The organism is Leptospiraceae bacterium (assembly GCA_025059995.1).
Taxonomy (GTDB): Bacteria; Spirochaetota; Leptospiria; order Leptospirales; family Leptonemataceae; genus SKYB61.
Genome location: JANXCF010000002.1, coordinates 199,067 through 213,910, shown reverse-complemented (window position 1 = coordinate 213,910; position 14,844 = coordinate 199,067). Strand labels below are relative to the sequence as shown.

Here is a 14,844-nt window from a genome sequence, read left to right as displayed (position 1 = left end):
ACTACTCCTTTATTTGTTCATGAAGTTCGATGATTTCCTCCGTGGTAAGGATTTTCTGAATATCTAATATGATTACTACATCATCATGGTATTGGGCTATACCATGAATGTATTTGCTTTTGAATTTAAAGCCAATTTCATGGGGTTGTTGGATTTCACTTTCATCAAGAGTGATCACGTCTTTAACACTATCAACTACTAATCCTAATAAAGAACTCTGATTCTCGCTTTCCAAGTTAATAATAATAAAAATCGTTCTCTCAGTATAAGCAACTTCTGGCAGTCCAAACTTCAAACGTAGATCCAAAACAGGAATGATTTTCCCTCTAAGATTGATCACACCCTTTAAATAAGAAGAAACATCATACAGAGGATAAATGGGCTGATAACTTATGACTTCTTGAACAAGAGGTAAAGAGATTGCAAATTGTTCTTTTTCAATTGTAAAAACCAAGTATTTGTTTTTAATTTCGTTCATATCATTCTAACAACATCTTTACGATTTGAATGAATTTTTCTCCTTCAAAAGGTTTAACAATCCAACCTGTTGCTCCATATTCTTTTGCTTTCTCAATTTTCGCTTTTTCCACTTCTGTCGTTAACATAAGTATCGGTGTTTCCTTATCAAAACTTCTAATGTGCTTGATTAAACTAATACCATCAATATGAGGCATATTTACATCCAAGACATACAAACGTATATCATCTTTGTATGTTTTTGCTTTTTCTAATGCATCTTTTCCGTCTTTAGCTTCTAATATGCTATAATCTTTAAAATACATAGTCAAAGTTTTTTTCACAATATCCAAAATGATCTCTGAATCATCCGCCAAAAGGATATGCTTCATAAGAACTCCTTAGCTTAACAATTTCTCCATTAAATTTTCAATATCAATAACAAAACCAATGCTTCCGTCTCCAAAAATGGTTCCACCAGCATAGAGATGATTTTTCACTAGAGCTCCTAAATTGCGTATCACAATTTCTTGCTTTCCTATGATTTCATCCACAACGATACAGACTTTTTGATTTTCGTATTTTATCACTAAAGATTGATAAATGCCTTTTTGCTTTGGTATTCCTTTGTCGAGTAAAATTTCTTCAAAAAAATAGACAGGCATCAAAACACCCTCCTTTCGAACAAACAATTGTTCCTGATTCAATACTTCAAAGCGATCGAATACATAAACTTCTTCGATATACTGAAAAGGGAATACAAAGTTTGTTTGTAGAACTTTTACGACAAAACCATCAATAATCGCTAAAGTTAGAGGAATTTTTAAAATCCAACGACAGAATTCTCCTTCTTTACTTTGGATTTCTATTTTTCCTTGTAAGGACTCGATTGCTCTCTTCACTACATCCAATCCAACTCCTCTCCCAGAGATAGAGGTGGTTTCTTCTTTTGTGGTAAGTCCTGGAACAAACATAAGCTCATACACTTGTCGTTCGTTTAAGTTCACGGCATTTTCTTCAGAAATCACATGCATCTCGACGGCTTTTTTCAAAATTTTTTGCTTCTGAATACCTCTACCATCATCTTCAACTGTGATCCAAACTTCACTTCCTTTGTTTTCTGCCATGAGTTGAATCTTTCCTGTTTTGGATTTGTTTTTTTGTAAACGCTCTTCTATGGTTTCAATTCCATGATCAATAGCATTTCTCAAAATATGAATCATTGGTTCATACAAAAGTTCTATTACGCTACGGTCCAATTCCGTTTCTTCTCCTTTGGTTTCTGTAGTTACAATTTTATTTAGTTCTTTTGCAGTGTTTCTTGCTACCACTTTGAGCTTATTAAATAATTCCCTAATAGGTAGCATTCCCAATGTCAAAACAATGTTTTTAACCATTGAAGTGATCATGTCGATCTGGTTCAATGTCCTATCCGAAAAATCAATTTTGTATTTCGATTTCAAATCAAAAATTTCTTGTTTTAGGATCGATTGATTGATTACTAACTCCCCTACTAAGTCTACTAATGTATTTAATTTATGACTTGCCACTTTTACGTAATGACCTTCTAAAATTTTCTTTTTGATTCTTTCTTGTTTTTTTAAGGCTTTTTCTAAGTCGTCTGATTTGATATATCCATCTTTTATGGCTATTTGCCCAAAGGGTTGATGTTGTTCTTTTTGTTTTTGTAAAATTTTTTCTAATTGTTCTAACTGAAGTTTTCCTTCTTCTTGTAGGATTTCCCCTAACTTTTTGTATTCTAACTTAGAAGCAATTTCCTTCATGATTTTAACGTAACTAAATATATTTATCGTTTTGAATTCTTTGATTAATCTTTGAATATCAAATTCCTTAGATTGGATTTCTATAAAAAAAACATCTTGTAATGTTTGAAGGAGCTTTATCCCCAAGAAGATTATATCAATCAATTCTTTGCTTAGATAAATCTTACCATCACGAGCTTTAGCGAAAATTTCTTCAATCGTGTGGCATATATCTTCGTAATTTTTTAAACCCAAAAAACCAGAAGATCCCTTAATGGTATGTACACTTCGAAAGATTTGATTTAATATTTCTTTGCTTCTTGGATCATATTCTAACTCAATCAAATTGATTTGGATGTTATCTAAATGCTCTTTTGTTTCATAATAAAACTTTCTTAAAAGCTCCAAATCATCTGTTAGTTGATCAAAATAATTTGATGAGTAAAGTTCTGATTCTTCTTGTCTTGTAGAAGTGCTGATAGCACTTTCGAATTTTATATTTTCTTGATTTTCATTTTGAATGCTTGATTCGGGTAAATACTTTTCTATAACTTCTTTTAAATCCGATAGAGTTTTCTCTAATTTTTGAGGATATTTGATTTGTTTTGGTATTTCTTTCATGATAGTTTGTAGTTTTTCTTTTTCTTCAGTTTGGATTGTTTCTGCTAACTCTGACAAAGAATTTTGGAGTTCAATAACTTTTACTAAGTTTCCCTTTTCGATTTCTCTAATATTGGCATGAATTTGATGAAATAATACTTCCCGATCCATACCATTTCTTTTGAAGACACTTCCCTTTCTTAAAAAGCTTATCGACTTTTGTTATTTTATAATCTAATTACAAAAAAAAATTTTTTTGTACCTTATACATGAGATAAAATCAATTATACATTTTTAAATAAGGCTGGATTTAGAATTTGTGTGATTTGAACACCATAATATTCATCAACTATGATTAATCGTCCTCTACCAAACAATCGTTCGTTAATGTAAATATCCACTTCATCCCCCACGTTTTTATCCAATTCAATGATGGAACCTTCCCCCAAATGGATTATGTCCTTAATAAACAAAAATGTCCTTCCTAATTCAACAACAAAACGAACATTAATATCATATAATGTTTTTAAATCGACTCCTGCCTTTTGAACTTCCGTTGTATCTACCGTAGGAGATGCAGTAAAAAGAGTACCTCCAAATTCTCCCAAAGAAACATTACGTAAATCTTCATCACTGATTGTAACATCAGATTGAGGAAGGTTGTTCAAAAGATCCGTTATTTGTTGAATTTCTGCTGAAGAATCACTTTGCTTTCCTAAATTCGCTCCAATGTCGCTAGAACCTAAAAGCGCATCTAACTGCTCTTCACTCAATGTGGATTCTTCAAAATCATCCGCCATATCTTAATTTTTATTCAAATGTATAGCATTATCAACTATTTTATGCATCAACAGATATTTGTCTTCTTTTGTTTTGAAAAAATCTCTTTAAAATTTGACTACATTCCTCACACTTTATATATTCATATTCTGGGTGGTGATTTAACTTACGATCATCAAAAACTTGATATTTACTTACAATCGCTCCGCCTTTTTCGTCGATAGCACCAAAGACAACTTTTGATATCCTTGTTTGGATAATGGCACCTGAACACATCAAACACGGCTCTAAGGTGGTATATAGAATACAACCATCTAATCGCCAAGTCTTGAGTTTTTTGCAAGCTTTGATGATAGCTACCACCTCAGCATGATAAATCCCATTGTTTTTCGTAACTCGGAGGTTATGTCCTTTTGAAATTATTTTCCCTTCTTTCACAAGAACAGCTCCTACTGGAACCTCCCATTTTTTTTCTGCTAATTTTGCCTGTTTGAGAGCTACGTTTAAATAATATTCATGAGAAAAATTCATCACAAGACCATCTTTGCATGATCGATGATTTCCTTGATTTGATCCAGCCTTTGACGACACTTATAAGTCATGGATGGATGACGAACCATCAAACTACGATAACGAACTTGTAATTGGGTCAAATCCTGAATGAGTTCTAATGCCCGATATTTGATCGGTCTTCCCTTTTGAGAATTGAAGTTTTGCATAATTTGATGAAACATTCTTTCTAATTTTAAAAATTGATTCATAGCTTCATCGGAATGAATACCATCTTCTTGTTTGTAATATCTTTTTACCCGAAAAGGAAAATGAATTTCATCAAATCCATATTGGTTGAGGACATCGTTAATAATCTTCAAAATCATTGGGTCATTACTAAAAACTCGATTCAAGAACTCACGAAAAGCTTCTTTATAGACTGTATTTTCATTTTGTTTTTTTTCTTGTTTTTGTTGGTCTTGGGGTTTTTGTTGGGTTTGTAAAATTGGAACTCCTCCCTTCAAACGTTCATAAGCCTCAAGGAGGAGTTTTGCTTTTTCGACATCTCCACCCTTGTCAGGGTGGAATTGTTTGATTTTTGCACGAAAAGCCGCTTTTACTTTTTCTGAGCTATCTCCTGGTTGCACTCCTAAAATTTGGCAATATTCTAGTATAGTCCTCATGGATTTCTATAAAAATCCAAAACTGCAAAACGAGTTATTTGCGCTGTATTTAAGAAATCTCTGCCAGTTATTTCAATCAATAATTTCTTTTTATCTTCGTCTAGTGTTTCGATGACTTTTCTGATGTTGTATTCAGGGTCTCTTTCCACATCGTATTTTGGATCCCGAGTATATTTTTCTCCAAAGATTTTTTGTATGCTTTTATCCAATTCATAGGCATGCTCTGTTGAATATTGAGTTAATTCCCAAACAACATCATAGTAGTTAATCGTTTCTTTACCTTGAAGATACTTTTGAAAGTTGTCAAAAACTAATGGCTCTTTTTGCAAATAACTTGATAAAGCCCTAGTAAAATCATTGGGTGAAATATAATCTTTCTCTAAGTACACATTCACGAAATCTTCGTAAATAAAATGCTTATTTTTCAAAACTTGTGTGGTTCTATCTTGAAATCCTTTTTTATCAAAAGACAAGATATATCTTACATAATACCAAGTATTTCCTTCGGGGACAGCTCTTGCATGATAAGGTTGTGCCAAATCTTGATAGTAATGTAAGGTCCAAGCTAAGAATCGGTATGCCCAGTAAGGATGATTTGTTTTTTTCGCATATTTCGCCAATTTCGTGAAAAGAACAATTCGCTCCACTGCCATGCCTTCCAGTAAGAAGGGAGCAAAATTCCTTACAAGCCATGGTTCATGCATAAACTGCATGTGGAAAGGGGCTTTGCTACTTTCTCCTTCTGGTTCTCCATAGGGTTGCTTACCATAACCGTACTCTTGAATTTCCCATAAATGGTGATCCATTACCCAGTCTGGCTCATCAGAAAAGGTTATCAAAATGGATCGCAAAGAAACCTTTTTCTTTGAGACATCCTCAAAAACAAAATAGAAACCCTGGTCTTTGTAGTAGGGATAAACTTCTTTCGTTGGAATAATTTTTTGTTTTGGTTTTTCTCCGGGCAAAACTCGATTTACCAAATAAAATTTCGTTTCTGGATTCAAACGAGCTGCTTTTAAAAAACTTGCTAATGTGGGGTTTTCTTTGTCAAAGGGTTTTTCTAAATATTTTGGATTCATTCGATTTGGTCGGTAAGAATATAACCATTCATAATATTCTTTAAAAAGTTTATAGAGACCTTCTCGTTCTTTCGCAAGGAAATCCTCAAAACTTTCTACTTCTACTTCTTGATCTAAGAAATGAAATTCTGGATGAGATAAAGCTTTTTGAGTTATCAAATAATGCCCACCCCATCCATAAATATCCTCAAACAGAAAAGTAAGGGAAACCAAACCAACGAAAAAAATATTAAATTGATTTTTCAGTGTCTTCATAAGAAGAAACATCTTTCAATCTTGTTAAGTAGAAATTACTAATGTATAAAAAAACGAAAAAAATCAAAAACGAAATCCAAGCTACTAAAAAAGAACTCAAAATTGGATTTCGAAACCTTTGCTCAAAGAAAAAAAACAGCGCTACCAACGAAAAAAGAACAAAAGCAATCAGAAAAATCAAACTCACTACAAAGTAAAACAGAGAGAAAAAAGCAAAAGTAAGTTTTTTTCTAACAACAAACTGAAGATATTGTTTGAAATACAAAAAAAACGTTCTGGGTTTGATTAATATTTCATACAGGATAAAAACAAAATTTTCGATTCTTCGAAAATACTTTTCTTTTTCCTCAGCAGTTAATGGTTTGGATAAAGATGGATTTTTCTCAAGCACTAATCGTTATTCTTTTTGATTAATAGTCCCAATAGTAAACCAATCACAAAACCAATCAAAATTGCAATAATGGAAGATCGTTGTGGATTTTCTTTTACGTATCTACCAACGGAATCGATGAATTCTTCTGCACCTGCCCCATAAACCTTGGCTTTCTCTCGCAATAATCTCAATTCTTCTTCTGCTTTCACCCTGATGGATTCTAACTTTTGTTTGAGTTCTTCATAAGCTTGCTGGAATTTTGATATTTCTTGTTGGTTTTGTTCTTGCATAAGCTTCTCCCAGATGGTAGAGTAAATTCTAAGTTAAGTTTCCTTCAAGTATTTTTTCTAAAATAAAGAAAATTTGCCTTGATTTCTTTATTTTGATAATTGATGACCCTGTAAGACAATTAGTGATTCCCAGTGAGCTGTATGTGGGAAAGGATCACCAAAAACTATATATTTTACTTGATAAAATTTTTTTAGTATTTCGATTTCGTCCTTTTGTTTTTGAGGATTACATGATAAATAAAGTATCCAACGAATTTGTTTTTGATGTTTTATGATCCAGTTGATGAGGTTTTTATGAAGACCACTTCTGGGAGGATCTAAAATCAAAACTGTATTTTCGCTGGGTTTGATATCCAATTTTTTTGTTAGATCTTTGGCTTGAAACTCAAAAGAAGTCATTTTTGGAGAGGAACGAAGATAATATTCAAAGTTCACCTTAGCCCATGCAATGGATGATTCACTGAATTCAACTCCCATCATATCTTTTATAGAATAAGTATCCGACAAGCGATCATAAACTAATAAAAGCAATGTTCCCACTCCACAGAATAAATCCATCAAAGAAATAGAAGATGGAAGAGCTCTAGTTTTTCTAAGAAACTGAATCGCCTTTCCCATCATTTGAGTTATGACAGAAGTATGGGGTTGAAAAAAAGAATCTGGTGGGATTTGAAACTTCAAATCAGCGAAAGAGATTTCAAAATATGGCATGCCTAAAAGAACTTTCCCATTCAGTACATTTGAAACTTCAGAAAATGTCCCTGTATAACACTCCTTTAGGGAAATGGTTTTTTGGAATTGGTCCTGAAGTTCTTTTAGTTTTTGTATGAACTTTTGTAAAAAATTTTGGTATGATTGTTTTAACACTTCGTTGTGGTGATAATTTTCGTTTATCGTTAAAATTACGAAGATGCTATCTCCAACTCGTAGGGTTATATATTTTATGACCCCTTGATGGAGTTTTCGTGAATACCCCAAATTTGGGTATTCTTTTAGCAAGTTTCGAAAAGACAAAAGAATCTCATTGGCTTCTTGGGATTGGATTTCGCATTGTTCGATATCCACAATGGAATTGTAATCATAGAGTTTTCGTAAACCAACTTTTTCCTCGGTTACCACAAAATCCATGCGGTTGCGATAGTGATACTTTTGAGATGGCAATACTTCTTCTATCTTGAGTGAGAACTCTTTTTGGTAATAATTTTTTAGTTCTTGTGTTTTTAACCCCCATTGATAGGGATAATCCAAATGTTGACCTTTGCAACCCCCACATTCGCTAAAATATCTGCATTTTGGTTCAACCAGATGAGAAAAGTTTGAGTTTCTTTCGAGCTTGATGAGTTGTGCATGCCTTTTTTGAATTTTTACTTCTACGATGTCTCCAGGAACCACAAAAGGAATTGATAAGTGGGAATTTTTAAAAAGTATCTCTCCTTCTAAGTTTGAAAGTAACTTGTGAATTTGAAACTTCATATTCCTATTGACTTTTTTTCTTTTCTACTAAAATTGCCGATGGTAGTAAAAAAGTCAATATGGAATGGTTATTGTTATTACTTTTGGGTTCTTTAGCTTCAGGTGCGGCGTATTATCTACTAAGAGAAACCGAAGAAGAAAAACCAAACAAAATCGAAAGAAGCGAAGCTCCACAAGAACCTCAACAACAAAAAGAAACTCCTCCCATCCCCGAAGCAAAACAGAAAATCGTATTTAGGGTTGATGAAGATGACTTACAGAAATTCAGAAGTGTCATTCAATCGATCCCAACACCATTACAACCAACAGTAAAAGAAACTACGGATCTTCACAAAACTGTTGAAGAAATCAAAACCGAAATTCGTAAAAAAAGAAAACCTCTAAAAGTGACATACACAACTGACGAAATCATACCTCGAACCTCTCCTTTTTCTCGGCATCGAAGACCATTACTTAATGCAGAAAAATTTGTCGAAGAACAACGAGCAAAAGAAGCTCTATCCATATACGAACGGATCGAAAAGCGCATTCCTGACGAAGGAATCCAAAAAAAAATTCGAACCAACATCGAAGACATCAAAAAATGGCTTATGGGGATTGAAGAAGATGAACCGATTGAATTTCCAGAAATCATAATTCCTTTATCCACGCAAGTAGTAGCCTTAGAAAAATTCAACGAAGGGCTTTTGAGAATCTCAGAAGATATTGCAAGAGAAATCACCAAAATCATGGGGGAAACCCTCAAAGAACTCAAACCCAAAATAGAACTACCCGAAGCCACCATAACAGCAAAAGAACTTCGAGTGGAAAGTGCTTCCTTCCAAAAAGACATACAATCCAAAGGCATCCAATCCGAAATCATACAAAGCCAACAAATCACCGCAGGAAAATCTACTCTTCAACCCCTAACCCAAGAACAAGTCAGCACAAAAACTACTACCCAATCTCCTCAATACCAACCTGCAACAACAGAAATCCCTCAATCCAACGAAATCACAGACTACTCAAAAACTCCAACCACCAGCCAAATACCCACAACTCATGAAACAGCAAAAGAACTTCGAGTGGAAAGTGCTTCCTTCCAAAAAGACATACAATCCAAAGGCATCCAATCCGAAATCATACAAAGCCAACAAATCACCGCAGGAAAATCTACTTTTCAACCCCTAACCCAAGAACAAGTCAGTACAAAAACTACTACCCAATCTCCTCAATACCAAGCTGCAACAACAGAAATCCCTCAATCCAACGAAATCACAGACTACTCAAAAACTCCAACCACCAGCCAAATACCCATAACTCATGAAACAGCAAAAGAAAAGAAGTTTGCTTCAACGTTGGAACAAAAACCTGAAGAAACAGAAAAAAAGATAGAAATCCCCATGAGTTGGGAAGAACTCAAAAAAACCATCATCGAAGAACTAAAAAAAGAATTTAAAACCTTTTCTTTCCAAGGAGATTGGGAAATACAAAAAGAAATAAAAGCCCAGAAAAAAGAGCTTCCTAATATATACTATTACATTCCTTCGTTTGTTTACGATGATGAAGTTCCTGAGTCCCGAAAACAAGTAGCAATCCCTGCAATTACTCTCACAAGAAAGGAACTACCGATTGGGCAGACTGTTCCTTCTCGTTTTGAAGATTATTTGAAAGAACTTGATCAAACTCAAGAATGGAAGTTTGATGAAAAAGGAAATCTGATAACCGACGGTTGGACCGACGAAGATTTCGAAAGAGAATGGGAAAAATTTAAACATTTGCCATTAATTGATCGAAGAAGTGGGAAGGATCGCAGAAAAGAATTTGTATTTGATCCCAATCGACCTGATCGACGCTCAGGACAGGATCGCCGAAAAGTCAATCTTTTCGAGGAAAGAGAAAAGTTTTTGGAAAAATACGAAAAACACCAAGAAAGAAAAAAGTTCTTAGAAGAAAAAAAAGAAGAGTTCGAACAAGCTTTAAGAACCCAAGCACGTGAAAAACAAACCTTAGAATCCTTAGAAGCAAAAGATATTTTTATTCCTGTTCTTCCTACTCAAACTAATCAATTTGGAATGACTACATTTAGTCCTTTGGGGGCTTCCACCCCATCTCAGCTCCAAGAACAAGAAGAAATAGATTTGCCCGAAGGTATCCAACAAGCCATCGAAGAAATCCAAAATTCTTTTAATACCATCAAGATCGAAGCAGAACCTCTAAGAGAAGAACTTGATAACACAGAAGAATTAGAAAATATCCTCAAAAACGTAAAACCAACAAAACCAACAAAGAAAAAAGAAACTCTTACAAAAGATAAAGAAGCTTCTGAAGCTTTAGAATTACCCGAAGCAATCGTCGATGAAATCGAGAGAAAAAATGGTGCTCCCATCATCAACATCGATGAACTTGAACTACAAGAGGACTGGTTTGAAGATAAAAAACAAGAAGTTGGAGAAGAATCCATCAAGATGGTATCAACTCCTTTTAACAAAAATGATCTTGTTCTTCTAGAAATGCCAGAAGCTGAAGAAATATTCGAAAATCAAACGATAAGTGAAGAAATCCCCACAACGATCATCTCCACCAAATCAGTTCACGAAAGTTTAGCATCAGAACAACCTCTCTCTTCCTCAGAGCAGATCACCTCCAAACCAGATATTTCAACATCCACAAAAGAAATCAGCCCTGAACTATATGTTTTAGATATACCTGATTTTGAAGAAGAAGCCACATCCGAAAAAGTTCAAGGTTATGATTTGTTTTCTTATTCTGATTTGAATGTTTTAGATTTACCTGAAACCCCCGATGATTTTTCCATGGACTTGGAATCAAAACCACAAGAAACCATCTCTAAAGTGGAATTCCAAAACCCTGCTTTGGTATCTTTAGATTTACCTGAAACCCCCGATGATTTTTCCACGGACTTGGAATCAAAACCACAAGAAACCATCTCTAAAGTGGAATTCCTCAATCCTGACTTATTAACATTACATTTACCTGACCCGGAAGAAATTCAAGATGAATTCACGAAAACCACAGAAACCCTATTTACACCTTCTGGCTTTCCTCAAACCAGTGAAATGCCCCACACTGCACAACAAGAACAAGAACGAGGAATGTTAGAACCCTTCGATCAAACTGAACCTCAAGAACAAGAAGGTGACAACACGCCCACTACCGGTTCAGCAAAGAAAGAAACCCTCCATCAGCAACTGGGTGAAGGAGTGGAAGATTTGGAATTACCCCCTATGGATTTATCAGAATCCAAACCACCTGTTCAAGAAATTCGGGGTGTTCTTGAACTCAAAACCCCCGAAGAAGAAGATGCTCCCTTCTTAACGCTAACGTATGATTTTAGCAAAATCCCTAATGCCTTTCAATTGAGTAAAGATTATCATACACTAGAATATGTTTATTATAAATACAAACCTCTTCTTATCAAAGCCCAAGAATTTGCACGTAGAAAAATGCTAAAAAATGCTTTAAACTACTATCGTATGGTAAAATCCCAAAACATTCCTCCAGAGTTCAAAAGGATGATCAATCGAAACATACAAGATATCACTGATTATATTGAAAAATACCTCATGGGAAGAAGTAGTGATTAGTTTTTTTAAAAAGTTCTACAAGTCGAAACAATACTAAATAACTTGGTCTTATGAAAAAACAACTTGTGGGATACTCAGTGAAAAATCAATCCATCGAGCTCTACTATCAAGAAAATCCAGAGGCTTTTTTTTCGGTATTGTTCATTGGTGGTGTTCATGGCAATGAGTCCGAAGGGTTTCTTTTTTTGGAACGTTTTATTCATGAAGTTAGCCAACAAAATCTTGTGATCCCGGATAAAATCAATCTTTGGATTTGTCCTAGAATGAATCCTGATGGTTGTTCCGTTCTTCGAAGAACCAATCACAATAACGTGGACCTAAACCGAAACCTTCCGACAAAGGATTGGAGCTCCGAATTTACAGACCCCAAGTATTATCCTGGACCATATCCAGCAAGTGAACCCGAAACAAAAATAACCATGATGCTAATAGAAAGAATCCAACCCAAATTCATTATCTCTTTTCATTCATATGAAAACCCCATGATTAACTATAACGGGAATTGCTATGATTTAGCAAAAGCCATGTCGGAATACAATCACTTAGAACCTAAATCCGACATTGGTTATCCTACTCCCGGTAGCTTAGGAACATATGCCGGTTGGGAAAGAAACATTCCTACAATCACATTGGAAATCTTACGGAATCAGCCACCTGAAGAAGTTTGGGAACAACACCTCAAAGCAATACTGGTTTCGCTTGAGTTTTATCTATAAACGGAAAAATTTTCTTTTCTAAACTCTGAATTTCAAACGGATGGAATCATGGAAGAGCATATTGAAAAATTAAAAACAACCATAAATAAAGCCTACGAAGATCCTGACTTCAAAAAAAACAAAGAATATCATTCAGCAATCCAAGAAGTGATTGATTTACTAAACCAAGGGATTGTGCGAGTTGCTGAGCGAATTTCAGTAGGAAATTGGAAAACCAATGAATGGATAAAAAAAGCCATTATCTTATACTTTCGAATAGAAGATATGAAAACCATCACAGCGGGAGATTTAGTTTTTTATGATAAAATCCCTGTTCGGATTGATCACCAACAACGAGGAGTTCGAGTTGTTCCCCATGGTTTGGTTCGTTATGGTGCTTACGTAGAAAAAGGCGTCGTCATGATGCCAAGTTATGTGAATATCGGAGCTTACGTAGATACAGGAACCATGATTGATACGTGGGCAACGGTGGGTTCCTGTGCTCAAATTGGAAAAAATGTTCATCTGAGTGGTGGTGTGGGGATTGGGGGAGTTTTGGAACCACCCCAAGCAACTCCTGTGATTATCGAGGACAATGCTTTCATTGGTTCTCGTGCCATCATCGTTGAAGGTGTGATTGTGGAAGAAAGAGCTGTGATCGGCGCAGGTGTGATTTTGACTGCCTCAACCCCCATCATTGACGTAACCCAAGAAAAAGAAGTCATTTATCGAGGTCGGGTTCCTGCCAATTCCGTAGTTATCCCTGGCACGAGAGTCAAAAAATTCCCTGCGGGTGAGTATGGAACACCTTGCGCATTAATCATTGGAAAACGAAAAACCACAACAGATGAAAAAACTTCCCTTAACGAAGCCCTCAGGGACTTCGAAGTCCCAGTGTGATGGAATATTTTTTACTGATTGTTTATTTTGCCATCCTTACTTATATAACAATTTTAGGGATTGATAAAGAAAAGAGTGATGATTCGTATTTTTATAACCACCGACAAACAAGTTGGAAATCTTCCCTGATTTCTATCTTTGCCACGGAAACCTCTGTAGCTACGATTTTGATTTTTCCTGCCGTAGGTTATGAAAAAAATGGAAGTATTATCTTTTTAGGATTAGGCTATATTGTCGGAAGGTATCTTGTTTCTTGGTTTTATCTTCCACATATTCACCAGCTCCCGAGCCTGTCTTTATACGAAGGAATCACCACCCCCAAAGGAAAATATGTTTTATCTTCTGCTTTTTTGATTGCTAAGTATATTTCTGGGAGTGTTCGTTTTTTCCTTGCAGGCTATGCAGTAAGTCAAATCACACAACTACCCATCGTTTGGAATCTGATCCTCATGGGGTTTTTTGTAGGGATTTATAGTCTGAGTGGTGGTCTTCGTTCCGTGATCTTGACAGATCAGTTCCAAGGGGGGATCATGATTCTTTTCGGAATTTTGGTTCTTTTGTTATTTTCTTTTGATGGTTCTTTTTTTGTTCGTTTGGATGAACTAAACTTTTCGTTGAGTCGATCTTTATTTCTCTTTTTTGGTGGTATATTACTTACTTTATCTTCTCATGGAGCTGACCAAGACATTTTACAGCGAGTTTTGAGTGTTCGAAAGCTTGATGAAGCAAAAAGATCACTTTTTACTTCAGGATGGGTAGTTTTTTTTGTGATTTTGATTTTCTTTTTGATCGGGTATGAGATTTCTCATGAAGGAGAATTTGATAAAAAATCCCCACTGCTTTCGTACGTTTTGAGCATTCCTCACGACTTACTTTTATCCCTTGTTCTGAAAAACCTTTTTTTGGTTTTTGTGTTTGCTGCGGCAATGTCTACTTTGGATTCCACCATCCACTCAACTGGAGCCATTTGGAAATCTCTTTTGAGGAAGTTCCCATGGAACTTCAAAAACTATTTTTATAGCTTGATTTCGTTAGTGGTTATGTTTTCTTTTAGTTTAGTTTATATTTTTTATAAAAAAAATCAAGATTTTCTATCTTTTGCTTTGGGCATGATGAACTACGTAAATGGGGTTTTGTTTACAACCACAACCCTCTATATTCTCTTCCGAAAACCTCTCTCTTCAAAGGTGATAGTTTTGAGTATCGCCACGAATGTAACAACGACTTTGATTTGTGAATTTTTCGAACTCTACTTTGCCCTAACCACAATCATTAGTTTTCTTACCACATTTATTGTATCAACAATTGGCTTCTTGATTTTGGAATTGATAAAAAAAACTAAAATTCAAACCAAAATTTGATCTTAAACAAAAACCCAAAAAACTATCCATTTGTAGAAAATGCTCTAAATTTAGAAA

General features: G+C 34.8%; 13 protein-coding genes and 1 pseudogene. 4 read left to right on the top strand and 10 right to left on the bottom strand.

The genetic code is table 11. From position 1 onward, the window contains the following. Position 1 precedes the first annotated feature (1 nt). From NZ853_03405 to NZ853_03360, 10 genes are all read right to left on the bottom strand, one after another. Positions 2-478, bottom strand: coding sequence for a chemotaxis protein CheW (locus NZ853_03405; GenBank protein MCS7204720.1), 477 nt, complete (start codon positions 476-478; stop codon positions 2-4). A 1-nt stretch (position 479) separates the two neighbouring features. Continuing rightward, the gene (locus NZ853_03400) at positions 480-848 is read right to left on the bottom strand and encodes a response regulator (protein MCS7204719.1); all 369 of its coding nucleotides are present in this window, start codon (positions 846-848) and stop codon (positions 480-482) included. 9 nt (positions 849-857) lie between these two features. After that, complete coding sequence (locus NZ853_03395) at positions 858-2,990, bottom strand: ATP-binding protein (GenBank protein ID MCS7204718.1); 2,133 nt, start codon at positions 2,988-2,990, stop codon at positions 858-860. Between the two features lie 113 nt (positions 2,991-3,103). Beyond that, positions 3,104-3,619, bottom strand: a complete 516-nt coding sequence (gene fliN, locus NZ853_03390) for a flagellar motor switch protein FliN (protein MCS7204717.1) — start codon at positions 3,617-3,619, stop codon at positions 3,104-3,106. A gap of 40 nt (positions 3,620-3,659) precedes the next feature. Continuing rightward, a complete protein-coding gene (locus NZ853_03385) occupies positions 3,660-4,130 on the bottom strand; it encodes a nucleoside deaminase (GenBank protein ID MCS7204716.1) in 471 nt (156 codons plus the stop codon). Then, complete coding sequence (locus NZ853_03380; protein MCS7204715.1) at positions 4,130-4,774, bottom strand: DnaJ domain-containing protein; 645 nt, start codon at positions 4,772-4,774, stop codon at positions 4,130-4,132. The genes NZ853_03385 and NZ853_03380 overlap by 1 nt, the downstream gene beginning before the upstream one ends. After that, complete coding sequence (locus NZ853_03375) at positions 4,771-6,108, bottom strand: hypothetical protein (GenBank protein MCS7204714.1); 1,338 nt, start codon at positions 6,106-6,108, stop codon at positions 4,771-4,773. The genes NZ853_03380 and NZ853_03375 overlap by 4 nt, the downstream gene beginning before the upstream one ends. Next, positions 6,083-6,499 carry a hypothetical protein gene (locus NZ853_03370; protein MCS7204713.1) on the bottom strand — a complete coding sequence of 139 codons (417 nt, stop codon included), beginning with the start codon at positions 6,497-6,499 and terminating at the stop codon, positions 6,083-6,085. Before NZ853_03370 ends, NZ853_03375 begins: the two co-directional genes overlap by 26 nt. Continuing rightward, the gene (locus tag NZ853_03365; GenBank protein ID MCS7204712.1) at positions 6,499-6,771 is read right to left on the bottom strand and encodes a hypothetical protein; all 273 of its coding nucleotides are present in this window, start codon (positions 6,769-6,771) and stop codon (positions 6,499-6,501) included. Before NZ853_03365 ends, NZ853_03370 begins: the two co-directional genes overlap by 1 nt. A gap of 87 nt (positions 6,772-6,858) precedes the next feature. Further along, entirely contained in the window at positions 6,859-8,244 is a 1,386-nt protein-coding gene (locus NZ853_03360) for a hypothetical protein (protein ID MCS7204711.1), read from the bottom strand. Between the two features lie 3,263 nt (positions 8,245-11,507). Here NZ853_03360 and NZ853_03355 point away from each other — a divergent pair. The 4 genes and pseudogenes from NZ853_03355 to NZ853_03340 all read left to right on the top strand — a co-directional run bounded on the left by NZ853_03355 (position 11,508) and on the right by NZ853_03340 (position 14,787). Then, positions 11,508-11,831: pseudogene (locus tag NZ853_03355) on the top strand (hypothetical protein). Between the two features lie 50 nt (positions 11,832-11,881). Next, positions 11,882-12,547, top strand: a complete 666-nt coding sequence (locus tag NZ853_03350) for a DUF2817 domain-containing protein (GenBank protein MCS7204710.1) — start codon at positions 11,882-11,884, stop codon at positions 12,545-12,547. A 48-nt stretch (positions 12,548-12,595) separates the two neighbouring features. Next, complete coding sequence (locus NZ853_03345) at positions 12,596-13,426, top strand: 2,3,4,5-tetrahydropyridine-2,6-dicarboxylate N-succinyltransferase (protein ID MCS7204709.1); 831 nt, start codon at positions 12,596-12,598, stop codon at positions 13,424-13,426. After that, the gene (locus NZ853_03340; GenBank protein ID MCS7204708.1) at positions 13,426-14,787 is read left to right on the top strand and encodes a hypothetical protein; all 1,362 of its coding nucleotides are present in this window, start codon (positions 13,426-13,428) and stop codon (positions 14,785-14,787) included. The genes NZ853_03345 and NZ853_03340 overlap by 1 nt, the downstream gene beginning before the upstream one ends. The last annotated feature ends 57 nt before the right edge of the window (positions 14,788-14,844 follow it).

What these genes read in the sequence shown, in the direction of transcription:
- NZ853_03345 (MCS7204709.1), top strand. Translation starts at nt 12,596, where the DNA reads ATGGAAGAGCATATTGAAAAATTAAAAACAACCATAAATAAAGCCTAC.
- NZ853_03350 (MCS7204710.1), top strand. Translation starts at nt 11,882, where the DNA reads ATGAAAAAACAACTTGTGGGATACTCAGTGAAAAATCAATCCATCGAG.
- NZ853_03360 (MCS7204711.1), bottom strand. Translation starts at nt 8,244, where the DNA reads ATGAAGTTTCAAATTCACAAGTTACTTTCAAACTTAGAAGGAGAGATA.
- NZ853_03405 (MCS7204720.1), bottom strand. Translation starts at nt 478, where the DNA reads ATGAACGAAATTAAAAACAAATACTTGGTTTTTACAATTGAAAAAGAA.
- NZ853_03340 (MCS7204708.1), top strand. Translation starts at nt 13,426, where the DNA reads ATGGAATATTTTTTACTGATTGTTTATTTTGCCATCCTTACTTATATA.
- NZ853_03395 (MCS7204718.1), bottom strand. Translation starts at nt 2,990, where the DNA reads ATGGATCGGGAAGTATTATTTCATCAAATTCATGCCAATATTAGAGAA.
- NZ853_03365 (MCS7204712.1), bottom strand. Translation starts at nt 6,771, where the DNA reads ATGCAAGAACAAAACCAACAAGAAATATCAAAATTCCAGCAAGCTTAT.
- NZ853_03385 (MCS7204716.1), bottom strand. Translation starts at nt 4,130, where the DNA reads ATGAATTTTTCTCATGAATATTATTTAAACGTAGCTCTCAAACAGGCA.
- NZ853_03375 (MCS7204714.1), bottom strand. Translation starts at nt 6,108, where the DNA reads ATGAAGACACTGAAAAATCAATTTAATATTTTTTTCGTTGGTTTGGTT.
- fliN (MCS7204717.1), bottom strand. Translation starts at nt 3,619, where the DNA reads ATGGCGGATGATTTTGAAGAATCCACATTGAGTGAAGAGCAGTTAGAT.
- NZ853_03400 (MCS7204719.1), bottom strand. Translation starts at nt 848, where the DNA reads ATGAAGCATATCCTTTTGGCGGATGATTCAGAGATCATTTTGGATATT.
- NZ853_03380 (MCS7204715.1), bottom strand. Translation starts at nt 4,774, where the DNA reads ATGAGGACTATACTAGAATATTGCCAAATTTTAGGAGTGCAACCAGGA.